Origin of the sequence: Ornithinimicrobium flavum (assembly GCF_004526345.1) — a bacterium.
In the GTDB taxonomy this organism is placed as follows: domain Bacteria; phylum Actinomycetota; class Actinomycetes; order Actinomycetales; family Dermatophilaceae; genus Ornithinicoccus; species Ornithinicoccus flavus.
This window is the reverse complement of record NZ_CP038213.1, coordinates 1757292-1783735: the sequence shown is the minus strand read 5'-3', so window position 1 is coordinate 1783735 and position 26444 is coordinate 1757292. Positions and strand designations below refer to the sequence as shown.

The window sequence follows — 26444 nt, the reverse complement described above, 5'->3', positions numbered from 1 at the left end:
GGCAGCGTAGACCGCAAGCCGGCCGGACGCCCGCATCAGCTGCCCATCTCGAGCTGAGGAGCCACGGCTGGCGTGGCCTCGCACGCCTGGTGACGGCCCCCGCCGGGGCAGGCATCGCGCCTGCCTCGTTCTTCGTTCGTACCACCGGTGCTCATAGGTCTGTCCTCTCGGGTTCGCCCCACCCTATACCCCCAGGGGGTATGATGCCAATAGAGTGTGGGCGGGGTCTGGGGCACACACCCGATGCCGCCCCGCCCTGGCTCTGTCAGTGGTGTGCCATGTGGTCCGTGTCGTCGCCAGAGCCGGGTACGCGCGGGCCGGCGGCGGCCAGGGTCGAGACACGGTAGGCGCGACGGGCCTCGGCGCTGACGTGATGATCGGTGAGCTCGTGCGCGCCCTCAGTGCGGGCCGGGTTCAGATGGACCGAGGCGTGGTCCATGTGCGGGACCTGGTGCAGCAGCGTGTGGTGGACCTCTTGGGCGATACGGTGTCCCGCCTCGACTGTTAAGGCCGGGTCCACGGCGACGTTGACGTCGGCCTCCATGCGGTGACCGCTCCAGCGTGCGCGCACCCGGTCGACGGCCTCCACGCCGGGCACGCTCACGACCACCGTCTCGATGCTTTCGATGGTCCCGTCGTCGACGCCGTCCATGAGGCGGCGCACCACCACCCGGGTGGAGTTGATGAGGATCCACAGGATGACCGCGGCGATGAGCAGACCGATGATGGCGTCCGCCTGGGGAAACCCGAGCCAGACCCCGACGACGCCGACGACGACCGCCAAGGAGGTCAGACCGTCGGTGCGGGCGTGCTGCCCCTCGGCGATGAGCGCGGCAGAACCGATGCGGCGCCCGGCCCGGATGCGGTACCAGGCGACGAGCTCGTTGCCGGCGGCCCCGACCAGGCCGGCAGCGAAGACCCATCCGAGGTTCGTCAGCGGGCGAGGGTTGGTCAGCGCCCGGACCGACTCCCAGATGATCAGCGCCGCCGACAGGGCGATGACCATGGCGATGAGCAGCCCCACGAGGTCCTCGGCCCTGCGGTACCCGAAGCTGTACCGGCGGGTGGCCGGACGCTGCCCGAGCTTGAACGCGATGATGAGAGGGATGGTGGTGGCCAGGTGACCCACGTTGTGCAGGGTGTCGGCCAGCAGCGCGATCGACCCGCTGATCGCGACGATGACGATCTGCATGAGCGCGGTCGCGCCCATGCCGGCCAGGCCGATCCACGCAGCCCGGATCCCGTCACGGCTGGACTCCTCCGCCGTCTGGATCGCCTCGGTGTGATCGTGGGAGTGAGGGGTCAGAGCGTGGGCGATGCGGGCCCGCAGGCCTGAACCGTGTCTGTGTTCGCTCTCGTGGGGGTGGTCGTGGCCGCTGTGGTCGTGGGAGTGGCCAGGCTCGTGGGGCTCTCTCGGCCCGTGGTTGTGGCTTCGGGTGGGGTGGGTGCTCATCAGACGGTCAGCCGGTCCATGACGAACGTGCCCTCCCGGCGGTAGGCCTCGCCCAGCGTGGCGCCGGAGTGTGAGGCGAGCCCGTGGGAGAGGGCCAGCGCGGTGAAGATCACCCGCTGTCCTTCCTTACCGAGGCTCTCGTCGTCCTGGCCGTTCCAGGCCGGCACGATCCCCTGGAGCACCTCGTCGGCGGCGCTGGCCCGCCAGTGGGCTGCGCTGAACGTGTTCTGAGAGCTCAGGACGTCCACGGCCTGCAGCTTGAGGTCCAGGACGTCGCTGATCTCGACCACGCAGTTGGGGTTCTCCGGTGTCATGTAGTAGATGGTGGGGACCGGGTGCGGCGGATAGCCACCGCACTCCTGGATGCGCCAGTCCCGGGAGGCCACGGCCATGGCCTCGGCGTAGAGGATGGCGATGACGCGGCGGTCGGGGTCCAGGTCGTGCTGGGCGTGCTGGGGGTCCTGCATGATGATGATGTCGGGTCGTGTACGGCGGATCAGGCCGACCACCTTGGTTTTTGCCTCCCCGTGCAGCTCCACGTCGCCGGAGCTGATGTTCAGGTACTCGACGTCCTTGATCCCGAGGATCGCAGCCGCCTGGCTGACCTGGGGCTGGCTCTCCTCCCGGCACATGAGGACGGCCGCATGGACCTCGTCGCCGTTCTTCAGGGCGCGCGCCAGGGCGCCGCCGCACTCCGCGATCTCCAGGCCGAAGCTGGCCAGCATGAGGACTCGCACTTTTCCTTCTCTCTGTGATTTGTGAGGGGTTCTGGGGGGCTCAGCCGCGCCGCAGCCGGGGGTTGATGCGGTGCTCGAGGGCGAAGCCGAGAAGGGCGAAGCCGAGCGCGGCGAGCATGATGAGCAGCCCGGGTGGGAGGACCCACCACTTCCAGGCCTCGGTCAGGAAGGCGCCGCGGACCTGGGCCCAGTACAGGATCGAGCCCCAGCTCTTCTGCAGCGGGTCACCCAGCCCGAGGAAGCTGAGCGAGGACTCCATGAGGATCGCGCCGCTGACGGACGCGACGAACTGGCCGATGGCCAGGAGCATGGTCTTGGGCAGCACGTGCCGCCAGATCAGGTAGCCGCTGCGGGCACCCATGGCGCGGGCGGCAGAGACGTACTCGCGCTGCCGCAGGGTCATCACCTGGCCGTGGATGACGCGGGCTGTCGGTGCCCAGCTCAGGGCAGCGATGACCGCGATGGTCGTCGTCAGGCTTCGGCCGAGGTAGGCCGCCAGCACGATGAGCAAAGGCAGGAACGGCAGGATGAGGACGACGTCAACGCCGCGCATGACGACCGAGCCGAAGCGGGGGAAGAACCCGCCCAGCAGACCCGCGGTGGTGCCGATGACCAGCGCCGCGCCGGCGGCGACCACGCCGACGAGCAGGGAGACCCGGGTGCCGTAGATGAGCTCGCTGAACAGGTCCTGTCCGACGTCGTTGGTGCCGAGCAGGTGGGCCGAGGACGGTGGGCTGAACGGGGTAGCGACCCGCAGGCTCGGGTCGTAGGGCGCGAGCCAGGGGGCGAACAGGGCCGTGAAGGTCAGGACCGACACGATGGTCACGCCGAAGAGGCCGATGAGGTGCGACCAGTCGCGGCGGGGCACGCGGCGGCTGCGTGGTTGGGCTCCGAAGAGCTGCGGGTCAGCGACGCGCTTGGTCAGGTTCGCATCAGGCATGGCGGGCCCTCGGGTCCAGTTGCGGGTAGATGAGGTCGGCGATGAGGTTGGCTGCCAGGACGGCCAGGGTGAAGACCAGGAAGGTGGCCTGCATGACGGGGTAGTCGCGCCCGGACACCGCGTCGAAGACGAGGCGGCCAAGGCCGGGTAGGAGAAGACGGTCTCCACGATCACCGTGCCCCCGAAGGCGAAGCCGGCGCGCAGCGCGAGCACGGTGACCACCGGGATGATGGCGTTGCGGGCCACGTGACGGAACAGGATGCGTCGGCTGGACAGTCCTTTGGCGTTGGCCGTGCGGATGAAGTCCTCCCCCATGACGGAGAGCATGGAGTACCGCATCGTGAGGTAGACGCTGGGCACGGCCAGCACGGACAGGGTCAGGACTGGCAGGATCGCGTGCTCGCCGATGTCGGCCAGGCGGGCCAGTCCGTCCAGGCCCGCGGCGGGCGTTTCCGCCCCGAAGGACGGGAGCCACCCCAGCTGGACCGCGAAGAATGCGATGAGCAGCATCCCGAGCCAGAACGAGGGGGTGGACTCCAGGGCGATCATGACGCTCAGGAGTCCTACGTCGCTGGGTCGGCCGTGCCGCCACGCGGAGAACGCGCCGAGCACGGTGCCGATGACCGCGCCTACCGCGAGGGCGATCAGCGTGACGAGCAGGGTCCACGGGAGACGGTCCAGGATCAGCTCGTTGATGGGCTGGCCAAGGCGGAAGGAGTAGCCGAAGTCGAGCGTGAAGATGTTCTTCCAGTACGTCAGGTACTGCATCCATACCGGTTGATCAAGGCCTGCATCGGCGATCACCTGCGCGCGTTCCTCGGGCGATAGTCGCCCGACTTCCTCGCCCGCCAGCAATGCCAGGGGACTGCCGGGCATGATCCGCGGCAGCATGAAGTTGAGTGAGACCGCGACGATGAGGACCAGGACGTACTGGCCGGCACGGGACGCGGTGCTGCTCTTGCCCCTCATGGCTGTGCTCCTTGGGTGCTGGCGGGCGAGGGTCGGGACGAGGTCATCTGCCGGTTACGGCTGGCCGTCGCTCGGGATGAAGGACAGCTTGGTCATCGGGCCCTGGCCGGTGATGGTGACCCAGTCGCCGAAGACCTCCGACTGGTAGGCGTAGGCGCCGTTGGCGTAGAGCAGCGGCACAAGCGGCAGGGTCTCGGCGAAACGGGCCTGCAGCTGGTGGGCGACCTCGGTCCGCTGGTCCTCGTCTGCCGTCGTGAGCAGCTGCTCGGCGAGGTCGTCGCTCTGCGGGTCGGAGAAGCCGGTGATGTTGAGGTTCCCCACGGTGGTGTCGCTGGAGACCAGCGCCGCCATCTGCCCGATGTCCGCCTGGGTCGGGGCCGACCAGCCGAAGATGGCCATGTCGTAGTCGCGGCCCTGGTTGACGTCGTAGTCGGGCCACACCGAGTCGATGATGGTCTGGTCCTCGACCGCGGACACCGTGACGCCGATCCCAACCGCCTCCAGCTGGGTAGACAGCAGCTCGGCCACCCGCAGGCGCAAGGCGTTGTTGCCGTGGACCAGCAGCTCCAGGTCGAGGTTCGCACCGTCCGCCTCGCGGACACCGTCACCGTCGCCATCGGTGTAGCCCGCCGACTCCAGGGCAGCCTGGGCTGCCTCCGGGTCGTGGGCGAGGCTGACCTCGGAGTTGTAGTACGGGGAGTCGGGGTGGACCCACCCCGGGTTGCCCGGAACCGCAGCCCCGAGGTACACGTCGCTGACCAGCAGCTCCACGTCGACCGCCTGGGCGATAGCGCGCCGGAACTCGACGTCGTCGAAGGGTGCGCGCTGGGTGTCGTAGGCCAGCAGCGTGGTCGCGTACTCCGGTGCCTGCAGCACCTCCAGGCCTCCTCTGCCCTCCAGGGAACTGATCTGCTCCGGGGAGATGGTGCGCATGAGGGTGTCGACCTCGCCGGAGCGCAGCGCGGCGATGGCGCCGGCGTCGTCGGCGAACCTGATAACGACGAGCTCCTGCACCTTCGGCTCACCGCGGAAGTAGTCTGGGTTCGCCTCGAAGGTGTAGCTGGTGCCGGGCTTGGAGTCGACCAGGCGGTAGGGGCCGCTGCCGACGTTCGTCTCCTCGTCGAACGGCGCGGTGTCCGGGTCCTCGATGCCCTCCCAGATGTGCTGGGGCAGGATCGGCACGTCGGCCAGCGTCCGCAGCTCGAAGGACGGGCTGATCTCCGACAGGGTCAGGGTGAGCGTGTGCTCGTCCTCGACCTGGACCGACTCGACCAGACGAAGCGCGGTCTGGAACCGACCGGGCGGCCCGTTCTGGTAGTAGTCGATGGAGAAGGCGACATCCTCGGCGTCCACGGCCTCCCCGTCGTGCCAGGTCGCGGAGTCGACCAGCTGGACGGTGTAGGTGGTGCCCTCTTCGTCAGCCTCGACGCTGGAGGCCAGCCAGGGCTGGGGGGCACCCTCGGTGTCGATCTGCATGAGGGAGTCGTAGCTGAGCATGGTCAGGTTCAGACCCGGCGTGCCGGTCTCGTAGGTGAACGGGGTCAGGTTGCCTTCCTCGCTCAGGATGCCAACGCGCAGACGCTCGGCGCTGGCGGCAGCGTCCTGACCTGGGTCGGCGGCGGTGCCTGACCCGGTAGCCGCACCGTTGTCGGACGACGCGGCATCGCCGCCGGCGCACGCGCTGAGCGTCAGCAGGGACACCGCGGCAAGAACGACGGTGGCCCTACCGCGGGAGTGACACAGTCTCATCGGTGGTTCCTCTCTCTAGGGACGGGTCGGAGGAGCGCGGGAGGCCCGTGTCTTCCGGGAGGTCCCCTGCCAGGTGGCAGGCGACGGCATGGGTGGGTGCCCAGGACGCGAGGGGTGGTTCCTTGACGTCGCACAGGCCAGGCACGGCAAAGGGGCATCTGGTACTGAAGCGGCACCCTGCGGGGGGAGACGCGGGATTGGGCAGGTCGCCGGAGAGCGCGAAGCTCTGGGTCGAGCGCCTGGCAGGGTCGACCACGGGGACCGCGGCCAGCAGGGCACGGGTGTAGGGGTGCTGGGGGTTGTCGTAGATGTCGGCCCGAGTGCCCGTCTCCACGATCCTCCCCGCGTACATCACCGCCACGCGGTCAGCAATGTGCCGGACCACCGCCAGGTCGTGGGCGATGAACAGCAGCGAGAGATCCAGTTCCCGCTTGAGCTTGCCGAACAGGTTGATGATCTGCGCCTGGACCGAGACGTCGAGCGCAGACACCGCCTCGTCGCACACCACCAGGGACGGGTCAAGCGCCAGGGCACGGGCGATGGCGATCCGCTGTCGCTGCCCGCCGCTGAACTCGTGCGGGTACCGCACGAGGGCGTTCTCGGGCAGCTCCACCAGCTGCAGCAGCTCACGGCTTCGTTCCAGGCGCTCCTTGCGGGTGCCGATCCCGTTGATGCGTAACGGCTCCTGGATGATCTCCGCCACCGACAGTGCGGGATTCATCGAGCTGGAGGGGTCCTGGAAGACCATCTGAGCCGTGCGACGCAGACGGCGCAGGTCGGCCCCGGAGGCATCCGAGCAGTCCACACCGTCGATGCAGACCGAGCCCTCGGTAGGCCGCTCAATGCCGACCACCGTCCGGCCCAGCGTCGACTTGCCCGACCCGCTCTCCCCACCAGGCCCAGCGTCTCGCCCGCGGCCAACGTCAGGTCGACCCCGTCGACCGCTCGGGTGGGGGCACTCTTGCCCAACCATCTCCCGTGGGTCCCGAAGTGCACCTTCAGGCCATCGACCCGCAACAGTTCTGAGGCGGTCGTCGAGGGGTGGGAGCCGGTACCGAGAGCCACCTGCGCTCCGACAGCGGCCTGTTCCACGGGGGCCGGCACCTCCTCGACGTACCAGCAAGCGGCTGCCCTGCCTGCCCGCGTGGTCAACGGAGGCCGCTCGGTCACGCAGTCCTCGTGCGCCATGAAGCACCGTGGGGCAAAGGAGCATCCGCTCGGGACGTGCTTGGGGTCGGGCGGCGTACCGGGGATCTCCACCAGGTCCCTGCCCAGAGCGGCATCCAGCCGTGGCACGGCAGTCAACAGACCCACCGTGTACGGGTGGTTAGGAGCTGAGTACAGCTCTGCGCAGGGACCGCTCTCGACGATGCGCCCGGCGTACATGACACTCACCTGGTCGGCCATCTGCGCGACCACACCCAGATCGTGGGTGATCCACACGACCGCCATCCCGTGCTCGCGCTGCAGCCGCTGCACCAGGTCGGTGATCTGCGCCTGGACCGTGACGTCCAGGGCCGTCGTCGGCTCGTCGGCGATCAGGAGCCGCGGCCGACACGCCAGCGCCATCGCGATCATGACGCGCTGGCGCATCCCTCCGGAGAACTGATGCGGATAGGCGGCCGCCCGACGCGCCGGGTCCGGTATACCGACTTCCTCCAGAAGGTCGACCGCTCGCAGGTAAGCCTGCTTGCGTGTCTGCTTCATGTGCACGATGAGCGACTCGGCGATCTGGTCGCGGATGCGCTGAACCGGGTTGAGCGAGGACATCGGGTCCTGGAACACCACACCGCACTCACGTCCGCGGATCCTGCGCAGGTCGACGTCAGGGACGCTGCCCAGGTCACGTCCCGCAAAAGTGACGCGACCCTCCACCACGGCGTTTTCCGGCAGCAGGCCCAGGGCCGCCATCACGGTCACACTCTTGCCCGACCCGGACTCCCCCACGACGGCGACTGTCTCTTCGGGGTGAACGCGCAGGTCGACCCCGCGGACGGCATGGACCTCCGAGCCTCGGGACACGAACGTCACGCGGAGATCGGAGAGTTGCAACAGCGGCTCGCGCACAAGCGCTCCTCTGATATATCAAGTAGTATGTCAGCCGGTTGCAGCAGGACAATAGGTTGCTTCAGCGGGGCGGTCAAGGGCGTGGAGGAAAATGATGGGAAACGGAGACAGTCGGCCCGGAGCATGGCACGGAAAGGCCGGTACGGCCGGAGAGATCGCCTACCAGCAGCTCAAGCGGCAGATCCTGACCTGCGAGCTGGAACCCTCGACCGAGCTGCGCGCAGGTGAGCTCGCCGCCGACACAGGTTTCGGTCGGACACCCATCCGCGAGGCGCTGACCCGCCTGGTCCACGAAGGGCTGGTCGAGGTGCGGCCTCGGCAGGGATACCGGGTCCAGGAGATCACCGCCGTCGGCGTCCGGGAGGCGCACGAGCTGCGCCTGTTGCTCGAACCCGCGGCCGTCGAGCTGGCCATCGAACGAGCAACCGATGCCGAGCTCGAGGCGCTGCACGACCTGGCGCACGCTTCCTACGACCACGGCGACCGCGAGACCTACGAGCGCTTCGTCCTGGAGAACAGGCAGTTCCATGTACGCCTGGCCGCCTACGGCAACCGACGACTGGCCTCGGTCCTGGAGCGGCTGATGGAGGACCTGCAACGGCTGTACTTCCGAAGCCTGAGCTTCCAGGACACCGCCGGCGAGCAGATGCACGAGCATCACGAGCTGTACGACGCCGTCATCGGGCGGGACGTCCCCACCGCCCGCTCGATCTGTGTCGAGCAGATCCAGGCGAGTCACGAGCGGGTCATCGAAACCCTCCTGAACGACCTCACCGGGCCCGCCCTGCGCCAGGCCCACGCCGTCCTCCACACCCAGCTGACCCCTCATCTGCGCCGGCCGCACACCACCTCCGGGCACTGGTGAGCTGAAGCGTGCACGTCGCCTGAGTTCACCCTTCTTACCCATACCGGGCTCGGGTATGGTGCATTAGCAAGATCCCCGCGGCTCGGACCGAACCGGGATCGAGAGCCGTATCGACCAGCAAAGGACGACACCATGTGCGGAACCGACACCACCACCCAGACCGCTGAGCAGACCAGCGCCGAGGAGAAGCCCTCCTGCGCGTGCTGCTCCACCCAGACTGAGAACGGCGCCGCGACCTCTGAGGCGGACACTTCCCCGGTCCAGACCACCTATCTCGTCACCGGCATGACCTGCGGCCACTGCGCCACCGCCGTGACCAACGAGCTCGAGGCCCTCCAGGACGTCAGCTCGGTCCAGGTCGACGTCATCTCCGGAGGCGAGTCCTCGGTTCACGTCGCGAGCGCCAAGGAGCTCAGCGCCGAGCAGATCCGCGCGGCTCTGGCCGAGGCCGGCAACTACGCCCTCAGCGGGACGCGCTGACCCGAACCTTCCGGCCGCTTTTCACCACTCGCTGACAGCCCCGTCCAGAGCTCGCAGCTCTTGACGACACCTCCAGACGCAGGCCCTCCCTCGCCGATGACTCGGAGAGAGGGGGCTGCGCCACTGGACTCCTTGGGCAAATCACCACCAAGGTGCCCCCTTCCGGTCACAAGACATCAGAGCGCTAGGTCGAGGTGGGTTCTTTGACGCGCCAAGGGAAGCTGTGGGCTGACCCGTTCACTCGCGAGACGGACCGGACGGCCACCTAACGTGTGCGACCCATAGCATCCGGGCGCCCGTGGGCTCGCCGACGGCTCCCCATCCGCTGCGCTGCGGCCGGTGGGGAGCCGCCCCCTGGCCGTCAGTGGCCCATGATCGCCAGGAAGGAGGCGCAGTCGGTCCAGGGCAGGTCGAAGGCCGGCGCGACCGGGACGAAGGCGTGCCCTGCCTCGGTCAGCGCGATCCCGGCCTGGCCGAAGTGCACGTGCTCGTGGTGGGAGTTCAGCGGCAGAGCCTGGTTGGCTGCGACGTCCACGCACTTGCGGTAGTCCAGCAGCACGGGACCCTCCTCGGTGAAGCCCACCTCCGCCCCGAGGACGAGGATGTGCCCGTGCGGCGGGATGGGGGCGGTGTGACCGTCCGCCATGGCCGACGGTGCCGCGGCCGCGACCGTGAGCGTGACCGCAGCGGCGATGCCGGCAGCCTTGGTGTAAGGGTTCTTCATGGTGGCTCCTTGCGGGCCAGATCCGACTGTCTGCCCCGGCGTGTGCGGGCCCCGAGATCCCTGGGAATGCCGAGCGGGCGCCCAGCCTACTCACGATAGAGCCCGTACCGGGCGCACCGCCAGAGGCAGCCTGGGCACCGGCACGGAGGTAGCGGCGCTTCCTCCCTCCCCGGCGCCGCTGTCGCGCACCACGGTCGGGCCGGAACCGGCGCCACGTGGCGTCTGCCCTCCTCGGGTAGATGCGGGCCTACTGCCTGGGGGAGCAGATCACTCGAGTGGAGTCCTACGGAGTGGTCTGCGGGCACCCGGGTGAGAACTTGCTTGGCATCTCGCTGACCTTCCTGATGATCTTCGGCGCATCGTGACTTCCTTCACATAACGCTCTATGTGGCAATAACAAGGCAATGACTATGGTTTCAGGTCAGGTGTGACCCGTGCCGTCCAGCACGATCCCTCTTCCCGATCTCCTACGAAGGACCTCATCTTGAGCACCAAGACATTGATCGCCCTCGCCGCTGCCGCTTCGCTGACCCTTACCGCCTGCGGGCAGGGAGGAAACGGCGAAGGTCAGACCAGTGGCGGCGGCGGCACCGCCGAGACCGGGGACGGTTCCGGGCTGGGCCTGGCGCAGGAGGGTGTGCTGGTCGTGGGCACCGAAGGCACGTACCGGCCGTTCACGTACCACGAGGACGGCAGCGGTGAACTCGTCGGTTACGACGTCGAGGTGATCGAGGCCGTCGCGGAGCGTCTCGACCTAGAGGTCCAGTTCCAGGAGACGCAGTGGGACGCGATCTTCGCCGGGCTGGAGGCCGGTCGCTTCGACGTGATCGCGAACCAGGTCTCGATCAACCCCGAGCGGGAAGAGGCCTACCTGTTCAGCGAGCCCTACACCGTCTCCCCCGGCGTGGTGGTGGTCAGCGAGGACACCGATGACATCACCAGCCTGGAGGACCTGGAGGGCAAGACCTCGGCGCAGTCGCTGACCAGCAACTGGTACGAGGTCGCCGAGAGCAACGGCGCCCAGGTCGAGGCCGTGGAGGGCTGGGCCCAGGCCGTGGCGCTCCTGGAGCAGGGCCGGGTGGACGCCACGGTCAACGACAAGCTCACCTTCCTCGACTACACGAACGAGCGGCCGGACAGCCCGATCAAGATTGCTGTGGAGACCGAGGACGCCTCCGTGAACGCGTTCGCCTTCACCAAGGACAAAGCGGAGTTGGTCTCCGCGGTCGACGAGGCGCTGGCCGAGCTGCAGGCCGACGGCACCCTCGCCGAGCTGGGTGAGAAGTACTTCGGGCAAGACGTCTCGGGCTGAGGGGCCATGACCCAGGAGTGGACGCTCTTCGTCGACTCGCTGTGGCCCATCGTGCGCGGCGGTCTGCTGGGGACGATCCCGCTGGCCGTCGTGTCCTTCATCGTCGGCCTGGCGCTGGCGCTGGCCGTGGCGTTGATGCGGATGTCCCGCAGCCGGGTGCTCTCCGGGCTGGCGCGGGCCTACATCTCGGTGATCCGTGGCACCCCTTTGCTCGTGCAGCTGTTCGTCATCTTCTACGGTCTGCCGTCCCTCGGTCTGCTCATCGACCCCTGGCCCAGCGCGGTCATCGCCTTCTCCCTGAACGTGGGCGGGTATGCCGCCGAGGTGATCAGAGCCGCCATCCTGTCCGTCCCCCGCGGGCAGTGGGAGGCGGCGTACATGGCCGGCATGTCACACCGGCTCACCCTGCGCCGGGTCATCCTGCCGCAGGCGGCCAGGGTGTCCGTGCCCCCGCTGTCCAACACGTTCATCTCCCTGGTGAAGGACACGTCGCTGGCCTCCTTGATCCTGGTGACCGAGCTGTTCCGCGAGGCTCAGAAGATCGCCGCCTTCAGCCAGGAGTTCATGCTGCTCTACATGCAGGCCGCCCTGGTCTACTGGGTCTTCTGCCTCGCTCTGTCCACCGGGCAGAACGCACTGGAGAAGAGGTTGGACCGCTATGTCGCCCACTGACCCCACTACCCGCGGCCCCGCGACCAGCGGCGAGGAGGTGTTGCTGCGCGCGCATGGCCTGAGCAAGAGCTTCGGTGAGCTGTCCGTGCTGCGCTCCGTCGACCTCACCGTGACCAAGGGGGAGGTCGTGGTCCTCATCGGCCCCAGCGGCTCGGGCAAGACCACGGTGCTGCGGTCCCTGAACGGGCTGGAGACGCCCGACGGTGGCACCTTGACCTTCGCCGGCGGCCCGGACCTCGACTTCTCCCGGCCGCTGCCGAAGAGGGACCGGATGGCCCTGCGCGACCGTTCCGCCATGGTCTTCCAGCAGCACAACCTCTTCCCCCACCGCACCGTGCTGGAGAACGTCATCGAGGGACCGGTCCACGTCCAGGGAGTGCGCAGGGACGAGGCCGTCGCCGCGGCCGAGCAGCTCCTCGACCGTGTCGGGCTACGGGACAAGCGTGACGTCTACCCCTTCCAGCTCTCCGGCGGACAGCAGCAGCGCGTCGGCATCGTCCGCGCCCTGGCGCTGCGCCCCAGCCTGCTCCTCTTCGACGAACCCACCTCCGCCCTCGACCCAGAGCTCGTCGGGGAAGTGCTGGCCGTGATCAAGGAGCTCGCCGACGAGGGGTGGACGATGGTCGTCGTCACCCATGAGGTCAGCTTCGCCCGGGCCGCCGCCGACGAAGTGCTCTTCATGGACCAGGGAGTCATCGTCGAACGGGCAACCCCCGAGCAGATGTTCACCCGACCACAGCACGAACGCACCCGACGCTTCCTCGACCGCATCCTCAACCCCCTGCACGAACCGCCTTCGCAGTGACTCACTCAGCGACAGCATCGCCAGCATCGCCGTGAGGCATATGATCAAGCTTCATTTCCACACTGCCAGTAGGAGCCACAGTGGCGCAGAAGGTGCAGACCATCCTTGTCTCCGATCTGAGCGGCGAGGAGCTGGGCGAGGAAGGCCACACCGTGAAGTTCGGCTTCCTCGGCGCGGAGTATGAGATTGACCTCTCGCAGCAGGAGGCGGACGAGTTTGCCAACGCCCTCCAGAAGTACACCGACGCCGCCCGCCGTGTCGGTGGCCGACGCCGGCCGGGGAGCGGCCGTGCCACCGCCCCGACCGACCGTGAGCAACTTCGCAAGATGCGCGAGTGGGCGAGCAAGAACGGCTACAACGTGTCAAGCCGGGGCCGCATCCCCCAAGACGTTCAGGACGCCTACCACGCTGCCAACTGAGATCGCCTGCACGACGACCGCCGGTAGCCCAGTCCTATCGGGGTCGCACAGTTTTCCGATGCCTCTAGGACGTAGATGACGGGAATCTCTTTCGCGCGTGCGTGACCTGGGCCGGAGGCTTCACGGGACAGCGCGTGTCAGCTGGGTGACAGTTCACATCCGTGCGATGACGGGCTTTGATGATGAGCCGCCAACAGTGCACGGCTGCTGTGCAATCGCAGGGCTTGACCGCGAGGCCGTCGTCGACAGCCGTCTTGCCGCCGACACGTCTCGAGGGACAGCTCCGAACAGCCACAACAACACGACCCGTGTCTTCACCGGGACTGGTAAAGAGGTGCCACGTTCATGGATCTCGGTGTCGCGCCCTGTTGCTCCCTCGTCCGAGCAGCGGCCAGCCTGGGGATCGACTTCTCGGGACGGGACCGGCCGACCGGCAGGACCTTGGCATCACGTACGCCGTCGCTCGCCGCCAGGGTGGAACGCAGGGCCGCGCGCGACGCGACGGCCGCTTGGCGACCGACCTCCTCCGCGTGACCCCGGATCGCTCTTGGCAGCGGGATGGCTCGTCTGTGGAGCACGTCACGCGGGGCGACTGTGGCGTCCTGGACGGGTGGAGTGCCCGGACCATTGTCCTCGGGCGCGGCCCGCACGATGTCGTTGGCTGCCCTGGCGTCGACCAGGAGCGGGGCGTTTCGGGCGGCCTCGTGAAAGACCCCCGCCACTCCGCTCATCGTGGCGTGGAACCGGTGGAGCGACTTCACCAGAGACTCCCCGTTGACACGATCACTCATGTCCTGGACAGAGGCGGGCATGCGCCTGGTCGCGGTGACCTCTCGCATGGAGTCCACCAGTTCCCACCCTGCCTTGCTCAACGCGAGAGGGCTGGAGTCGTGGGGGGTGGTGAGCTGCTGGAAGTAGGTGTGCGCCTCGCCCCACTTCTCGATCATGGTCTCCAGCGCGGGACTGATCTCGTTGTCGAGAGTTCGAGGGTGCACGTGTCCAGTCTGGACGGCGGCCCGCCACAGCGCGTGCACGTGCACGGATGCGCTGAACGCTGCTCCGGCCACCCGGGTCATCGCATGGGTCGTAGGTTCGCGAGTCAGTGCCCGTTGCGCGTGGATGTCCCAGCTCGCGATGGCGCCGGGAATCCTGGTGTCGTCCGTCGGCTCGCGATGCCTGCCCACAAGCGCCTGCGGGTAATGGCCGTCGATGTAGGAGTGCGTGATCTGTTCGATGCCGAGGACCTGGTGGCGCAGTTCCTCTGCGGTGACCCGGTGGACCCGCACACGGGGGTCGCCCTGCTCCTCCGATGCGGTCTTGGCAAGGCCCACGGAGACGGCGTGGGAAGCGACGTAGAGGGTGTGCATGATGTTGACGCGCGCGGCGAAGGAGTCGCGCAGTTGGGCGTCGGTCCACCGGTTCGGCCCGCGCCGGTCGGAGACGCCGCTGCGGTTGATCAGTACGGCAGCCTCGGTGAACAACTGGCCGATCTCCCGCACGGTGGGGTCAACATCGATCGCCCCACCGGCCGAGCGGTGAAGCGTCCTGGCCGATCGCTCGAGCTGATCGATGACCTGCCTGCCGCTACCCGGCAGGTCCGAGCGTTGCGGAAGCTGGTGCCACAGCTCGCTGGCTCCTTCGACGACCTCACCCCACGCCCGGAGCATCGCCCGACCGTCCCGATGGGGCGCCTCGTACAGCAGGTCGCGGGCCCGGACGTTGGCCCGGTCCATCAACTCTCCGGCGCTGGGCGGGTAGATCGTGGGCTGGCGTCGCCGGCTCATGAGAACTCCCCCACCGTCTCGATGAGGAGGTCGACGACCGACACGACGCCGGGGGGATAGCGGTGGACCGGCGTCGACCGGCTCAGCTCCTCCGCCCGACGGGCCAGTTCGACGGGATCGGCTCCGTCCGCAACCGGCAGGTCCAGGAGCGCATCTCGACAACACTCCGGAACCAGGTGGAACACCAAGTCGCGGGCGTACGTCAGGTTGTTCGCCAGTGCCACCGCTTCCAGGTCGCGGCTCTGGTGAGCCCGCCGGTCGGCCTCGGTGCCCGCCTGCCACAGCAGCTGGTGCATGTGCACCAGGACCCGGGCGGCTTCGGGTGTCGTGTCGCTCATGTGGTCGATCTCCTTGTGTTGTCCCGCTCGTGACGGCATCCGGTTCATGGCTACGTGGTCCGGGAGGGGGCGGGGCCTGGTGCTGCTTCGCCTGGGGAGGAGTGCCTGGATGGGTCGGCCTGTGGACAAGCCCTGCGCCGTGTCGGTGCCGGCGTGCACGCTGTTCATGACCCTTAAAGCGGGAGACGGAACGCCTGGGACTCACCGATCCGAAAGCGGCTGTCGACAACGCGGTGGTGGGCCATGTGGGAGGTGGCGGGATGACACTGGGCAGGGCGCGGCGGGCACGGGCGCGCGCGCTGGTCGTGCCGGTCGTCATGAGTGCCCCGATGTGGCTGGTGGCCGGGGAGCTGGTGCTGGGCTGGTGCGACCCTGTCCGTCAGCTGGGGCGCTACGGGCCGGCGGCCTTGACGTTGGTGGTCGTGGCCGTGCTGGCCGCGGCCGCGGACACCGGGCCCATGGAGAGGTGGCTGGCCCGTGTGTTCCTGAAGGCCCGCGCGCCCCGGCTCCATCAGCGGCACGCGTTGGCGCCGGTGGCGGAAGTCCTGCTGCGACACGGCGTCCCCCCGCAGTGGCTGGAGCTGCTGGTCGGTCCTGGCCGGCAGGTGGGCGTCACAGCGCTCGGCCGGCGCACCGTCGTAGCGAGCAGAGGCTTGATCGAAGCGGTCTGGTCAGGGCAACCGGGACCGGAGCAAGCGGCGGCGGTCATCACGCACGAGGTCGGGGTGATGCGCTCCAAGCTGACCCGTCACGACCTGGCCATGATGGTCCTGCTCGCCCCTTGGAAGGTCTGTGTCCCGTGTCAAGTTCTTGGCAGGTTTTCCGGCTCGGGAAAGTTGGGTGTTCCGGGGTCGGACAGGCGCAGGTGCACCTCGCGCGGCCGGTTCCAGGACAGGGCCTCGTGCGGGCGGACGGCGTTGAACTCGACGCGGAAGTCCTCACCGTGAGCGACAAGGTCGTGCATGTCGTCGATCTGCTCGCGGTAGAGCCGCTCGTACTTCAGCGACTGGAACGCTCGTTCGCGGACCCCGTTCTGACCCGGGGTGCGCACCCGGGTCCGCACGTGGTCCAGCTGCGGGGTGGCCTCGATGAAGGCAGCGAACCGTGCCGAGCGGAACGGTCCCCCGTTGTCGGTGACCAGGGTGATGGGCACGACCTCACCGGTGTCGGGGTCGGCGAGGTACTCCAGCAGGTCCAACCCCGCAGGCAGCATCGACTCGGCCTCGGCCAGGGCCAGCTGCACCGCGGCGATTGCGTCGTGCTGGTTCGCAGTCGGCGACCAGTGCCACCCGAACTCGTACTTGGACCAGTAGTCCGCGATCCCGGCCACCGCCAGGTCCCGCCAGCGGCGGTCTCGTACTGGCGAGAAGTCGAACTGCCACACCATGTTCGGTCCGGTCGGGGACCTGGCGAACGCGGCCTTGCGCTGCTGGGCGAGCTGGCGTCGTTCCCGCTGGTAGTCGGCCTTGAGCAGCAGCCCGGCGTCGTCGAGGATCCGCGCCGTGGTCGACATCGACACCCGGTGGCCCGAGTGACGAGCCATCGCCCAGACCTTGCGGTGGCCCCACGCGGCGTGCTTGGCCGCCAGTCCGGTCACCACCTCCCAGGACGCCTGGCGCGCCGGCCGGGCCAGGGCCCCTCGCGGGCGCCCGGCACGGGCGTGCGCCTGCCAGCGGCGGTAGGTCCGCTCGGGGACGCCGATCAGCTTGCAGAACCTCGTGGTCGGCATCCCCGCCTCGGTGCGGATTACCTCGAGGTCCTCGAAGGGCCCAGCCGGCCCTCCGCGCTCTTCTTCCACACCCGCGCCTGCAGGTGCGCCTCTCCCAGCGCGGTGGTCAGCTCGGTGACCTCCGCCTCCAGCTGCTCCTCCCGGGTCGAGGGCCCGGTCCGGCCCGAGGCCAGCGCGGTCCGTCCCGCTTCGAGGAAGTCAGCCTTCCAACGGCCGATCGACTGCTCGGACACCTTCTCCTTGCGCGCCGCCTCGGCGATCGAGACCTCGCCAGCCAGAACGCTGAGCACGATACGAGTCTTCTGCTCCGCCGGGATCACAGGTGGTCGTCCCACGGCTCATCTCCTTCATGGTCACGCCGATCATGCCCTCATAACCGGTCTGCCAAGAAGTCTGGAACGGGACAATCAGGACTCGTGTGATCTGAGACGAAGATGGTGTGCGCCGGCTGCGCCCTATGGCTACGGGTTTGAAGCTGTGACCCGTGATCTCGATCCATCTCCACGACCTGCCGGAACGGCTCTGAAACCACGCCGTTCCGCTCAAGGCCGCCTTCCAGCAGCGCGATGCAGCATGGGGCCTGTCAGTGAGCCCACGTGCCGAAAGAACGGACGTTGCGCGTGGAGATGTGGATGCTTGGAGCGCGTGCCAGCTGGCGGAGGGGCGCCCAGTTCAGCCCCTCACGAGTGGGTCACACGGAAACGCGGCTCGCTCCTGCTGTCGGAACGCGAATCATCAACTGATCGACGTCCTCAGGGTCGACCCGGAGAATGCGGGGACCGCTGCGATAGGCCGGCAGTTGCCCTTCCGCGATACGCCGACGCAGCGTCCGAGTACTCAGACCAGTGCGTCGTGAAGCCTGGGCGAGAGACTCAAACTGACGCCGGCCGGCCGGTGTCGTGTCCGTGGGATGTACCTTGCTCATGCACCCGAAAGCGGTCGTGACGCGCCATGGTCTCACGGCCCGCCGACCTCACAGGTGACGTCACGACATGGAGGGTCAGGAGCTGGGCGAGGACCGGCATGCCGTCAAGTTTGGTTTTCGTCCTGACTATGAGATCGACCTCTCGCAGCAGGAGGCGGAGGAGTTCGCCAACACGATGCAGAAGTACCAGACGCCGCTCGCCGTGTCGGGCGTCGCCACTCCGGGCGCCCATGGCGGCGTCTCGACCGGCCGTGAGCAGCTTCGCAAGATGCGTGATTGGGCGAGGGAAACGGCTATTCGGCCAGTGTCGAGCCGGGGCCGTATCCACAACCGGGCGCCGCACCACGCCACGAACGACACGGGGACGACACGACGAGTGAGAAGCGACAAGGCCCCCGACCTTAATCCGCAGGTCAGGGGCCTTGTCGTACTGGTGGGCGATACTGGGTTTGAACTTTTGAGAACGGGGGCTACCACAGACCCCTTCGAGTCGTCCACTTTGCTGATAAAGTCGCATGTCAGAGGGCATATCAGCGCCGGACACATATGGACGGATCTGGACAGGTTTTGACGCCGTTGTTCCTCGTATATTCCTCGAAAGGCGATACTGGGAGGACACAAGTTGACTCGCAGCGACCATCGGTCCCGACGTGGGTTCGGGCGCGTCGAGCGGCTCAGGTCGGGGCGCTACCGGACTGCCTACACCGGGCCAGACGGTCGTCTCTACCGGGCGCCGATGACCTTCGACGCGAAGGACGACGCCATCGCCTGGCTGTCCGCGCGCCGAGCCGAGATCGGGATGGAGGTCTGGGCGCCACAGGCCGCCGCTCAAGGCGCACGGCGACGGGAATCCCCGACGTTCCGCGCGTACGCCGAGCTGTGGCTGGAGACCCGCCGCACCCGGGGCCGCGAGCTGCGCCCGACGACCGGTCAGCAGTACCGGATGCTGCTGGAGCGGTTCATCTATCCGACGTTCGGCGAGGAGCGGATCGACCGGATCACGCACGAGGACGTCAACGCCTGGTACGACCAGGTCGCTCTGGGCCGGGACACGGTCAGGGCGCAGGCGTACAGCCTGCTGCGGACGATCCTCGCCGGAGCCGCGTCTGTGCGGCCCACTCCCCTCATCCCGTACAACCCTGCTCACATCCGCGGTGCCGGAAACGCGAAGCGGGCCCACCACGTGGAGCCTGCGACGCTGCAGGAACTAGAGAGGATCGTCACGGAGTTGCCCGACCGCTACCGCCTGATGGCGCTGCTGGCCGCATGGTGTGCACTCCGCTTCGGAGAGCTGGCCGAGCTACGCCGCGGTGACATCGACCTGCGGACGGGGCGGGTCAAGGTCCGTCGTGCCGTCGTGCGCGTCGCCGGCGAGTTCATCATTGGCCCACCCAAGAGCGATGCGGGCGTTCGCGACGTCGCGATCCCGCCACATCTGCTCGCCACGGTCAAGGCGCATTTGTCTCAGCACACCGCCACCGGCAAGGACGCGCTGCTCTTCCCCGCCGCGGCCGACAGCGACCGGCACATGGCCCCGTCCACGCTCTACAAGGTCTACTACCCGGCGAGGAAGGCCGCCGGCCGTCCGGACCTGCGCTGGCACGACCTGCGCCATACCGGCGCGGTCCTCGCGGCCCAGACCGGCGCGACCCTTGCCGAGCTCATGGGGCGGCTCGGTCACTCCACCCCAGGCGCGGCGATGCGCTACCAGCACGCCGCCGCCGACCGCGACGCCGAGATCGCGCGGCGGCTGTCCGAGCTGCACGGCAGGACGGCTCCGTGATGAGTCCCGATCGGCGTGGTCGCCGCAAGGCGCCCACGCCGATGTCGAAGGCACCCGAGGTGCGCACCGGTCCGTCGTCCGACGATGCGCATGCGATCGTCTTCTTCAGGCGCCACAAGGACGACGACCCGGAACAGCGCGCTCCAGGCCGGGAGGCGCTGAACTCATACCCGGTCGGCGTGCGCTCCAAAATGCGAGCCGCCCTGGTCGCCGTCGCGACCGCACCACCGAAGAGGTTCGCCGGCGGCGGCTACTGGGAGGCGATGAAGGGCGACATGAGCGGCTGGTTCGAGGTTCGGATGGACGGGCCCAGACGTCACCACTACCGGCTCTTCTGCCTCCTGGACTACGACGCCAAGGGTAAGGACAAGCCGCTCCTCGTTGTCGTCGACGGGCGAGATAAGCCGTTCCGGACGACGTTGTCGGATGCCGACTACGACGCGGTCCGCAGGCTGGGCGCGGAGTACCGCAAGCGGAACCCCCGGTCCGTGATCTAAGGGCCGTCAGGCGGGAAGCTTGGGCGCACGCAGCGTGTCCAGGTGCTCGGCGAGCTTCATCGGGTCAGCTGTCCGGCCTTCGAGCAAGGGCTGGGTGATCAGGCCTCGCTCGGCCCGGGGAATGGGTTCGACGGTGATGCGCAGCCCGAGGGCAGCCGCCACCTCGGCCAGCGTGCCCAGGGTCGGGTTGGCGCTCTCAGAGGAGAGCAGGCGACGGATGGTCGCTGGTTCCTTCTGGATGGCCCGTGCCAGCTCGGCCTTGGACAGCCCCGCAGCCTCGCGCGCGGCGTCGATGGCGTTGACGACCGAGTCGATGGTGGAGATCCGCACGGAGTGCGTCACGTACTCGCGGAGGAACTCTGGGTCCTGGAGGTCGCGGTTCAGGTCGTCCCAGAACGCGGTGTGCTTGGTCATTCGCCTCACCTTCTAACAACCCCGCAAGCGTATCATAAATGGTACACATCGCAGCGTGTCGGACCGACGGCAAGATCCACGACCTCACGGGCTCCATCGACCGCTGACCCGCTCCCGCGCCGGACGAAGAGGGCCCCGGCGGAATTCCCGCCGGCTCGAGGGGCCAGCCCTGAGGGCTCGAAGTCGCCCCGCACTACCGGGCCTCCATCAACTTTCCATGGACGTAGCCGACTTTTCCAGGGACGTCACGGGACTTTCCCGGAGACGTAGCCGACTTTCCCAGAGACGTGGCCCTGACCTGCGGCGATGCTCAACAGGGGAGCTCAGGCGACGGCTGCCCTGACGAAGGACCAGAGACGCGCCCGCACCAGGGGGGAGACGTTGGTAGGGACGTCGGGGGGGACGCACCGTGACCTGCGCAAACGGCGGCAGCAGAGTCACGCGGGCATGCCCAGCGAGAGACGGGACGACGCCGTCTGGGGGCGCGGGCGGGAGCGCAGGGGGGACGCTTCCGGAGACGTAACCGGGAGCGCACTCACGTCATCGTCTGGGCCACATCGACGCGGTGTGGAAGGAGACGACGATGAGCTTAGCGATCTGTCTTGGCGTGGACACCCACGAGCGACCGCCCATGCGGTGGGCGCGGGACCACTGGCATGACTGGGGCCGGACCGAACCGGGGCTGTTGGTCGTCTCGGACCTGCTCGACCTGCCGCGCTGGCTGTGGCACACGGCACCGGAAGGGAGGGATGCGGTGCTGGCGGCACTCGCGCGCACGGCCGAGCACGACGCGGGAGCGGTCTCGGTGACCACCTGGCTCTTGGTCCCGGGAGCCGTGAACCTGGCACGGCAGCTGGCCGACCTCTCCCCCGACATCGACGCTCTGGTCGCCGGACAGCTGTGGCTGACGGTCCGGGCCTACCGCGGCGACCCGCCGCGACGCGTCGCGGCCACGCTGCTGGCCCGGACCCGGCGCGAGGTGATGGCCGACCTCGGTGTCGGTGAGGCGGCGCTGCGTCGCGACCGCATCTGGGCCTCGACGGTCCCGATGGGGACGGTCCCGGAGGCGCCCGACCTCGAGACCGGGCCGGACCCCGAGCGCGAGCTGGCTGAGCTTCTCGAGGACGCTGCCCAGGCGGGCGCTCTGACCCGCGAGGACCGCGCCCTGCTCTTGGACGTGGCCCGGGAGGCGGCGCGGCTCGACGTACCTGCACGACGGGGCCGGGGCGGGCTGATGACCCCGTCGGTGGCCGAGCTCGTCGCCGAGGACTACGCAGCGTCGGCACGCACGGTCCGCCGCCGGGCAGCCAGGGCCGTCGCCGGCCTCGAGGCGTTCCGCCGGTCGACCCAGTGATGGTGACTACGCTGATGTTATGGCTGAGACGACGACGATCCGTATCAGGCGGGACACGCACGCACGGGTGACCCGGCTCGCGGCCGAGCGCCACGAGACGATCGATGAGACCGTGAGCAACGCGGTCCGGGCGCTGCGTCAGGACGCGATGGGGCGCGACCTGGCGGCTGACCTCACGGCCGAAGAGAGTGCGTGGCTGGGTGCTGACGCCGGGTGATGTCGTCGGACTAGGTCCTGGAAATCCCTCGGGGAGCCGGGCGGGAATCCGGCGGCCGGCCATCGTTGTGACCGCGGGTCGGGTCTTGCGGGGAACCAAACGTCCTTCAGGTCGTCATGTGCCCCGGACGCTGCGTCACAGCAGCACCGAGGTGGTCATCGATCCCGACGAGGGCAACCGGCTGGTGGCGCCCTCGTCGGCGCAGTGCCAGCATGTGCGCTCCGTCGCCACGACGCGCATACAGGGACGTACGGGGAACGTCGGGCCGGTCGTCCTCGGCGAGGTGCGCGAGACGCTTGCGCTGCTCATGGATCTGTGACTGGCCGCGCGGGATGGCTTCCGGTCGGTCACCTTCAGCAACCCCTGACATCCGGGGCTCAGCGGCTGGGACCGTGCACGGCGGGACCGGAGGGGGCAGGACTGCGATCCTCTGGCCGCATCCGCATCCGTTTCGGCTCGGTCCTGCGGGAAGTCGGTGCGGGCTGTTGCTGGGGGTCGATCATGCGGAACCATAGTGCCGAGGTGGCCTCGTCGTCCGGGAGCGGGCCCTGGGCTCTCGCCTGCTCCAGCCGGTCGGGTACGTCTACGCCGGCACGGTGCAGTCTGTCGAGACGCTGGGCCAGCTGCGGGGTGAACCAGTCCCGGTGTCCGACGTGCTCGACGATGAGACGCTCCCAGTGCCGGAGCGCGTCGGGCAGCTGGCCGGTGACCCGGCACAGGAGGCCGCGTGCGTACCGGCCGGCCGCTCCCCCGCCGTCCAAGGGTCCGACCGGGCGCGATTCGGTGTGGTCGACGCCTCGGGCGGCCCGCCACACGGCGAGGTCGGCGAGGAGGTCAGGGCTGATGTGGTGCGCGAGGGGCGCGGCCCACGGTTGCCCGGGGGTGGTTTCTTGGCGCACCTGGGCGGCCAGGGCCCGGACCCGTTCCCCGCGGGCGGTGAGGTAGTCGACCCAGACGGGGTCGGTGGCCAACCGCTTGGGGATGGCGGGCAGCCACGGGAGTGGACCGAGCGCCGGTGCGCGGTCCAGACGCGAGAGCAGGACTGCGGCAGGGTCGTGGGCGTCGCCGAGCCCCCGGTAGGTGGACGCTTCCGTGAGCGACCGGAGGGCGTCGCGGCCGTCGGCCTGGGTGAGCATCAGGTGCGCACGCAGGCTGGGCCAGGCCGGGGCGTGAGGCAGGCCTGGGACCAGGGCGCCGGCGGCAGACTCCAGGTGATCGCCCCAGCCGGGGCCGAGGAGTCTCTCGGCGCCGGCGAGGAGCCCGTCCTCGTACCTGGTTGTCGCGTCGTGGAGCAACGCCACCGGGTCGGCTGCTCGTGCCCTCTCGGTGGTCGCCGAGACCGCGGCGCCGTCACGTGCGAGCACGCCCTGCAGGACCTCGGTCGCGGTGGCCGGGTCGGTCGTCTCGATCAACGGCAGGGTGTGCCCGTCGGTGTCGATGGCCGACACGACATGTACGTGGTTCTCGTTCCGGCCGCGGGTGAGCATGGTGTAGAGCAGCTGCCGAGACTCCTGGCCGGTGGCGATGCCGTGGACAGTGTCGGTGGTGAGCCCCTGGGCCGTGTGGACGGTCGAGGCGTACCCGAGCTCGACGTGCTCGGCGACGTAGCCCGCCGGCAACCTGGCCCGCAGACCGGAGCTGAGGTTACGGACGCGCAGGGCTCGTCCTTCGACGGCGGTGACGGTCCACCGGTCACCGTTCTTGACCCAGTCGGTGCGCCCGACGCCCAGCCGGCGGTCGTTGCGCCGGGTGATGACGACGTCCTCGGCGGAGGCGTGCGTGCCGTCGGCGAGGGCCACCTGGCGGCCGGGGGTGCTGTTTCCCAGGCGCGCGGCCCGGGCGCGGGTGTTGAGGCTGGTGACGAGCTCGCGGGTGGGTGCGAGCATGAGGCTGTCCCGTCCGCTGGCGCGGTCCCGGGACCAGGCGGTGAAGACGGCGTCGACGGTGGTGGCGAGGTCCCCGACGTGCACCCGGTCCCGGTCCAGGTAGAACCCGAGCGCGGAGGCGTCGCCGGCCCGCAACGCCAGGGACGCCTGCGCTTCGGCGGGGTCGGCGAACCGGACCACCTCATCCAGGCGTACGGCGCCGTGGGCGGTGGCGATGTCGCGGAGCACTCCGCCGGCACCGACGGCGGCCAGCTGCTGGTCGTCGCCGATGAGACGGACGCAGGCGCCCCGGGCCAGGACGTGGCTGATCACCCGGTCCAGGGTGAGCGTGTCCGCCATACCCGCCTCGTCGACGACCACGAGGGTGTCCGGGCCGATTGCCTCGTCCAGCTGCGAGGGGCGCTCGTGGTCGAGGTCGTGGACGAGCTTGGCCAAGGTCTCGGACGGTACGCCGGTCGCCTCGGCGAGCACGGTGGCGGCGGCCGCGGACGGGGCGAGTCCGATCACTGGACCGACGTGGCCGCGCCATGCGTCGGCGAGGACCCGCACGGCGGTGGTCTTCCCGGAGCCTGCCGGGGCCAGGACGAGCTGCACCCGGCGACCGCTGCAGGCCAGCGCCAGGACCAGGTCCGCCTGCCCGCGGTTGAGGTCCCTGCCCTGCACGGACGCCTCGAGCACCGCGAGCTGAGCGTCCTCACGGGCGAGCGCAGCACCATCGCTCCGGCCGGCGGCCGAGGTGATCCGCTGCTCAGCCTGAAGGACCCGAAGGCTGGTGTAGTGGTCGCTGCCGGTGTGGCGGTACACGCTGGTGCCGTCGCGTCGCCGCAAGCCGTCCGGCTCGCCGATGGGATCCAGGTCCGGGGTGAGGTTGACCGAGCGCGCCACCGTCGCCGCGTCGACGACCCGCCCCACGACGCCGGCGACCATGCTCGGGTGCAGGTCCAGGCCACGGACCTGACGTTGGGCCTCGGCCTGCAGGTGCCAGACCTGCCACGTGGCCCGCCGCGCCTCGACCTCGGCGACCACCCTCTGCGCCGCCTCGCCGACCCACTCGTCGGTGACCTCCTGCGTCGGGCGCCCTGCCTGGCCCAGCACGGTCGTCACCATCTGCTCGATCCCCTCCATCCCGAGGACCCCGGCCGCCTCCGCCCACCACGTCTCGCGCTGGGCCGTCAGGGATCGCGGCTCGTGCTTGGCCGTCCGGGTCTCCAGGTTGGCCCGCTGGGCCAGGGCGATCTGCTCCACCGGTGTCGGCGGCCGCCCGTGCGCCTCCTGGAACTCCCCCGACAGCACGTCCTGCCGGGCGGTGATGTCACCACGGCGCCGGGACCACAGCTCGCACAGCGCGCGGTCGACCCCCTCGACCTCCCGGACCGGCCGCTTCCCGCAGGTCCCGCCCGGCCGCTCGGCGAAACGCAGACCCAGGGCAGCACGCAGGTGAGCCTCGACGGCAGTGTTGTAGATCTCCGACGCGGCGACGACGTGCTGGTGCAGCACCCGCCCGTAGATCGAGAGCCACTTGCCCTCGAGCGTCTGCACCTTGTTGGCGACTGCGACGTGGGTATGCAGGTCGGGGTCGCCGTCGCGAGAGTCCCGGTGGGTGAAGGCCGCCGCGATCAGGCCCCTGGTCTCGACCTGGCGTGCCCCGTTCTTACCCTCTCGCGTGTACAGCACCTGCCGCTCGAGGAAGGCCAGCGCGTCCTGCACCGCGGCGTCGTGCGCGTCCGCGACCGTCCTGGAGATCTCTGGCGGGGCGATGGCCCACAGTGTCGACACCGACTTCACCGGGCTGAACGTCAGGTCATACCCGGCCACGGCGGTCCGCTGCGGCCGCGAGTACCGAGCCACCGCCGAAGCCAGCTCCCGGGCATCACGCGGCTCCCTCCCCTGCTCGCGGACGAAGTACTCCCGTGCCACCTCGCTGCGCGCTGCGGCGACCTGCTCCAGCTGCTCCGCCGGCTCGGTCGAGTCGTCAGCACGTGCGTCCAGCCGGCGGGCGACTTCCGCGTCGAACCCTCCTGCGTCGCTGTCGTAGACCCGGTAGGGCGCGCCCAGCGCCACACCTGTCAACGGGTGGCGGCCGGCGCCGAACAGGTTCGCCATCTGCTCCGAGGTGACGCGGTCGCCGGACTCGAGCCCGTCGATCCCGACCAGGCCGGACCCGGCCCAGCGACCGGGCGACTCACCCTTGGCCGCGTAGTAGTCCTCCAGACCGCGGCGACCGATCCCGGTGTCGTCCCCCGCCGCGACCTGGCGGGTGAGGTACTCATACCCCGACCCCGCCGACAGCTTGTGCAGCGTCATCGTCACGCACCCCAAGGCCGC

At 69.1% G+C, this 26444-nt stretch carries 26 protein-coding genes and 3 pseudogenes; 12 read left to right on the top strand and 17 right to left on the bottom strand.

The window, feature by feature from the left end; genetic code table 11:
- Positions 1–265 precede the first annotated feature (265 nt).
- The 9 genes and pseudogenes from E3Z34_RS08315 to E3Z34_RS18805 all read right to left on the bottom strand — a co-directional run bounded on the left by E3Z34_RS08315 (position 266) and on the right by E3Z34_RS18805 (position 7795).
- Entirely contained in the window at positions 266–1210 is a 945-nt protein-coding gene (locus E3Z34_RS08315) for a cation diffusion facilitator family transporter (protein ID WP_238695417.1), read from the bottom strand.
- A 242-nt stretch (positions 1211–1452) separates the two neighbouring features.
- On the bottom strand, positions 1453–2190 hold the full coding sequence (locus E3Z34_RS08310; protein ID WP_134773228.1) for a PIG-L deacetylase family protein: 738 nt from the start codon (positions 2188–2190) through the stop codon (positions 1453–1455).
- 40 nt (positions 2191–2230) lie between these two features.
- Positions 2231–2992 (bottom strand): annotated as a pseudogene (locus E3Z34_RS20240) (ABC transporter permease); the annotation flags it as partial.
- A 130-nt stretch (positions 2993–3122) separates the two neighbouring features.
- A complete protein-coding gene (locus E3Z34_RS20235) occupies positions 3123–3224 on the bottom strand; it encodes a hypothetical protein (protein WP_420818995.1) in 102 nt (33 codons plus the stop codon).
- A gap of 101 nt (positions 3225–3325) precedes the next feature.
- A pseudogene (locus E3Z34_RS20230) lies at positions 3326–4006 on the bottom strand (ABC transporter permease); the annotation flags it as partial.
- A gap of 147 nt (positions 4007–4153) precedes the next feature.
- On the bottom strand, positions 4154–5800 hold the full coding sequence (locus E3Z34_RS08295) for an ABC transporter substrate-binding protein (RefSeq protein WP_158288647.1): 1647 nt from the start codon (positions 5798–5800) through the stop codon (positions 4154–4156).
- 22 nt (positions 5801–5822) lie between these two features.
- A complete protein-coding gene (locus E3Z34_RS18815; RefSeq protein WP_238695471.1) occupies positions 5823–6200 on the bottom strand; it encodes an oligopeptide/dipeptide ABC transporter ATP-binding protein in 378 nt (125 codons plus the stop codon).
- A gap of 195 nt (positions 6201–6395) precedes the next feature.
- Positions 6396–6680, bottom strand: a pseudogene (locus tag E3Z34_RS18810) (ATP-binding cassette domain-containing protein); the annotation flags it as partial.
- Positions 6566–7795 (bottom strand): ABC transporter ATP-binding protein, encoded by a 1230-nt coding sequence (locus E3Z34_RS18805; protein ID WP_238695470.1) that lies wholly within the window; start codon positions 7793–7795, stop codon positions 6566–6568. The gene E3Z34_RS18805 and the pseudogene E3Z34_RS18810, both read right to left, overlap by 115 nt.
- A gap of 211 nt (positions 7796–8006) precedes the next feature.
- Here E3Z34_RS18805 and E3Z34_RS08285 point away from each other — a divergent pair, with 211 nt between their 5' ends.
- Both E3Z34_RS08285 and E3Z34_RS08280 read left to right on the top strand, forming a co-directional pair.
- A complete protein-coding gene (locus E3Z34_RS08285) occupies positions 8007–8780 on the top strand; it encodes a GntR family transcriptional regulator (protein ID WP_134773225.1) in 774 nt (257 codons plus the stop codon).
- A 132-nt stretch (positions 8781–8912) separates the two neighbouring features.
- A complete protein-coding gene (locus E3Z34_RS08280) occupies positions 8913–9260 on the top strand; it encodes a heavy-metal-associated domain-containing protein (RefSeq protein ID WP_134773224.1) in 348 nt (115 codons plus the stop codon).
- Between the two features lie 361 nt (positions 9261–9621).
- On the opposite strand, the gene E3Z34_RS08275 is transcribed toward E3Z34_RS08280, so the two are convergent.
- Positions 9622–9984 (bottom strand): hypothetical protein, encoded by a 363-nt coding sequence (locus tag E3Z34_RS08275; RefSeq protein WP_058890335.1) that lies wholly within the window; start codon positions 9982–9984, stop codon positions 9622–9624.
- 484 nt (positions 9985–10468) lie between these two features.
- On the opposite strand from E3Z34_RS08275, the gene E3Z34_RS08270 reads away from it, so the two are divergent.
- The 4 genes from E3Z34_RS08270 (at position 10469) to E3Z34_RS08255 (ending at position 13192) form a co-directional block, all read left to right on the top strand.
- Complete coding sequence (locus E3Z34_RS08270) at positions 10469–11296, top strand: amino acid ABC transporter substrate-binding protein (protein WP_058890334.1); 828 nt, start codon at positions 10469–10471, stop codon at positions 11294–11296.
- Positions 11297–11302: 6 nt separating this feature from the next.
- Positions 11303–11968, top strand: a complete 666-nt coding sequence (locus E3Z34_RS08265; RefSeq protein ID WP_058890333.1) for an amino acid ABC transporter permease — start codon at positions 11303–11305, stop codon at positions 11966–11968.
- Positions 11955–12773, top strand: a complete 819-nt coding sequence (locus tag E3Z34_RS08260; protein ID WP_134773223.1) for an amino acid ABC transporter ATP-binding protein — start codon at positions 11955–11957, stop codon at positions 12771–12773. The genes E3Z34_RS08265 and E3Z34_RS08260 overlap by 14 nt, the downstream gene beginning before the upstream one ends.
- An 80-nt stretch (positions 12774–12853) precedes the next feature.
- Positions 12854–13192 carry a histone-like nucleoid-structuring protein Lsr2 gene (locus tag E3Z34_RS08255; RefSeq protein ID WP_134773222.1) on the top strand — a complete coding sequence of 113 codons (339 nt, stop codon included), beginning with the start codon at positions 12854–12856 and terminating at the stop codon, positions 13190–13192.
- A gap of 314 nt (positions 13193–13506) precedes the next feature.
- Here E3Z34_RS08255 and E3Z34_RS08250 read toward each other — a convergent pair whose 3' ends face one another.
- The 5 genes from E3Z34_RS08250 to E3Z34_RS08230 all read right to left on the bottom strand — a co-directional run bounded on the left by E3Z34_RS08250 (position 13507) and on the right by E3Z34_RS08230 (position 17968).
- A complete protein-coding gene (locus tag E3Z34_RS08250; protein WP_134773221.1) occupies positions 13507–14976 on the bottom strand; it encodes a hypothetical protein in 1470 nt (489 codons plus the stop codon).
- Positions 14973–15314 carry a hypothetical protein gene (locus E3Z34_RS08245; RefSeq protein ID WP_134773220.1) on the bottom strand — a complete coding sequence of 114 codons (342 nt, stop codon included), beginning with the start codon at positions 15312–15314 and terminating at the stop codon, positions 14973–14975. The genes E3Z34_RS08250 and E3Z34_RS08245 overlap by 4 nt, the downstream gene beginning before the upstream one ends.
- Positions 15315–16116: 802 nt before the next feature.
- On the bottom strand, positions 16117–17043 hold the full coding sequence (locus E3Z34_RS08240) for an integrase core domain-containing protein (RefSeq protein ID WP_134773219.1): 927 nt from the start codon (positions 17041–17043) through the stop codon (positions 16117–16119).
- Positions 17044–17060: 17 nt separating this feature from the next.
- A complete protein-coding gene (locus tag E3Z34_RS08235; protein ID WP_238695211.1) occupies positions 17061–17333 on the bottom strand; it encodes a helix-turn-helix domain-containing protein in 273 nt (90 codons plus the stop codon).
- Between the two features lie 401 nt (positions 17334–17734).
- Complete coding sequence (locus E3Z34_RS08230; protein ID WP_134773217.1) at positions 17735–17968, bottom strand: helix-turn-helix transcriptional regulator; 234 nt, start codon at positions 17966–17968, stop codon at positions 17735–17737.
- Between the two features lie 67 nt (positions 17969–18035).
- Between E3Z34_RS08230 and E3Z34_RS08225 the strand changes: the two genes are divergently transcribed.
- From E3Z34_RS08225 to E3Z34_RS08215, 3 genes are read left to right on the top strand one after another with little or no spacing between them, the layout of a single operon-like run.
- Positions 18036–18539, top strand: coding sequence for an Lsr2 dimerization domain-containing protein (locus E3Z34_RS08225; RefSeq protein WP_134773216.1), 504 nt, complete (start codon positions 18036–18038; stop codon positions 18537–18539).
- A 51-nt stretch (positions 18540–18590) separates the two neighbouring features.
- Positions 18591–19751, top strand: coding sequence for a tyrosine-type recombinase/integrase (locus E3Z34_RS08220; protein ID WP_134773215.1), 1161 nt, complete (start codon positions 18591–18593; stop codon positions 19749–19751).
- Positions 19752–19810: 59 nt separating this feature from the next.
- Positions 19811–20248: a hypothetical protein gene (locus E3Z34_RS08215; protein ID WP_134773214.1), complete on the top strand. Its 438-nt coding sequence runs from the start codon at positions 19811–19813 to the stop codon at positions 20246–20248.
- A gap of 6 nt (positions 20249–20254) precedes the next feature.
- Here the strand turns inward: E3Z34_RS08215 and E3Z34_RS08210 are convergent, their stop codons facing one another.
- Positions 20255–20662: a helix-turn-helix domain-containing transcriptional regulator gene (locus E3Z34_RS08210; RefSeq protein WP_134773213.1), complete on the bottom strand. Its 408-nt coding sequence runs from the start codon at positions 20660–20662 to the stop codon at positions 20255–20257.
- A 583-nt stretch (positions 20663–21245) separates the two neighbouring features.
- Here E3Z34_RS08210 and E3Z34_RS17680 point away from each other — a divergent pair.
- The 3 genes from E3Z34_RS17680 to E3Z34_RS08200 are packed head-to-tail and all read left to right on the top strand — an operon-like array spanning position 21246 to position 22552.
- Positions 21246–22016 carry a hypothetical protein gene (locus E3Z34_RS17680; protein WP_158288646.1) on the top strand — a complete coding sequence of 257 codons (771 nt, stop codon included), beginning with the start codon at positions 21246–21248 and terminating at the stop codon, positions 22014–22016.
- A 19-nt stretch (positions 22017–22035) separates the two neighbouring features.
- Entirely contained in the window at positions 22036–22233 is a 198-nt protein-coding gene (locus E3Z34_RS08205) for a hypothetical protein (protein ID WP_134773212.1), read from the top strand.
- Positions 22205–22552, top strand: coding sequence for a type II toxin-antitoxin system PemK/MazF family toxin (locus tag E3Z34_RS08200; RefSeq protein WP_338043798.1), 348 nt, complete (start codon positions 22205–22207; stop codon positions 22550–22552). Before E3Z34_RS08205 ends, E3Z34_RS08200 begins: the two co-directional genes overlap by 29 nt.
- Before the next feature lie 58 nt (positions 22553–22610).
- On the opposite strand, the gene mobF is transcribed toward E3Z34_RS08200, so the two are convergent.
- Positions 22611–26423: a MobF family relaxase gene (gene mobF, locus E3Z34_RS08195; protein ID WP_134773210.1), complete on the bottom strand. Its 3813-nt coding sequence runs from the start codon at positions 26421–26423 to the stop codon at positions 22611–22613.
- Positions 26424–26444 lie beyond the last annotated feature (21 nt).

Excerpts from the sequence above, each read along its gene's own strand:
- E3Z34_RS08315 (WP_238695417.1), bottom strand. The coding sequence starts at position 1,210 with ATGGGCGCGACCGCGCTCATGCAGATCGTCATCGTCGCGATCAGCGGG.
- E3Z34_RS20235 (WP_420818995.1), bottom strand. The coding sequence starts at position 3,224 with ATGCAGGCCACCTTCCTGGTCTTCACCCTGGCCGTCCTGGCAGCCAAC.
- E3Z34_RS18815 (WP_238695471.1), bottom strand. The coding sequence starts at position 6,200 with ATGTACGCGGGGAGGATCGTGGAGACGGGCACTCGGGCCGACATCTAC.
- E3Z34_RS08285 (WP_134773225.1), top strand. The coding sequence starts at position 8,007 with ATGATGGGAAACGGAGACAGTCGGCCCGGAGCATGGCACGGAAAGGCC.
- E3Z34_RS08280 (WP_134773224.1), top strand. The coding sequence starts at position 8,913 with ATGTGCGGAACCGACACCACCACCCAGACCGCTGAGCAGACCAGCGCC.
- E3Z34_RS08275 (WP_058890335.1), bottom strand. The coding sequence starts at position 9,984 with ATGAAGAACCCTTACACCAAGGCTGCCGGCATCGCCGCTGCGGTCACG.
- E3Z34_RS08265 (WP_058890333.1), top strand. The coding sequence starts at position 11,303 with ATGACCCAGGAGTGGACGCTCTTCGTCGACTCGCTGTGGCCCATCGTG.
- E3Z34_RS08260 (WP_134773223.1), top strand. The coding sequence starts at position 11,955 with ATGTCGCCCACTGACCCCACTACCCGCGGCCCCGCGACCAGCGGCGAG.
- E3Z34_RS08250 (WP_134773221.1), bottom strand. The coding sequence starts at position 14,976 with ATGAGCCGGCGACGCCAGCCCACGATCTACCCGCCCAGCGCCGGAGAG.
- E3Z34_RS08245 (WP_134773220.1), bottom strand. The coding sequence starts at position 15,314 with ATGAGCGACACGACACCCGAAGCCGCCCGGGTCCTGGTGCACATGCAC.
- E3Z34_RS08240 (WP_134773219.1), bottom strand. The coding sequence starts at position 17,043 with ATGCCGACCACGAGGTTCTGCAAGCTGATCGGCGTCCCCGAGCGGACC.
- E3Z34_RS08230 (WP_134773217.1), bottom strand. The coding sequence starts at position 17,968 with ATGAGCAAGGTACATCCCACGGACACGACACCGGCCGGCCGGCGTCAG.
- E3Z34_RS08225 (WP_134773216.1), top strand. The coding sequence starts at position 18,036 with ATGGAGGGTCAGGAGCTGGGCGAGGACCGGCATGCCGTCAAGTTTGGT.
- E3Z34_RS08210 (WP_134773213.1), bottom strand. The coding sequence starts at position 20,662 with ATGACCAAGCACACCGCGTTCTGGGACGACCTGAACCGCGACCTCCAG.
- E3Z34_RS17680 (WP_158288646.1), top strand. The coding sequence starts at position 21,246 with ATGAGCTTAGCGATCTGTCTTGGCGTGGACACCCACGAGCGACCGCCC.
- E3Z34_RS08205 (WP_134773212.1), top strand. The coding sequence starts at position 22,036 with ATGGCTGAGACGACGACGATCCGTATCAGGCGGGACACGCACGCACGG.
- mobF (WP_134773210.1), bottom strand. The coding sequence starts at position 26,423 with ATGACGCTGCACAAGCTGTCGGCGGGGTCGGGGTATGAGTACCTCACC.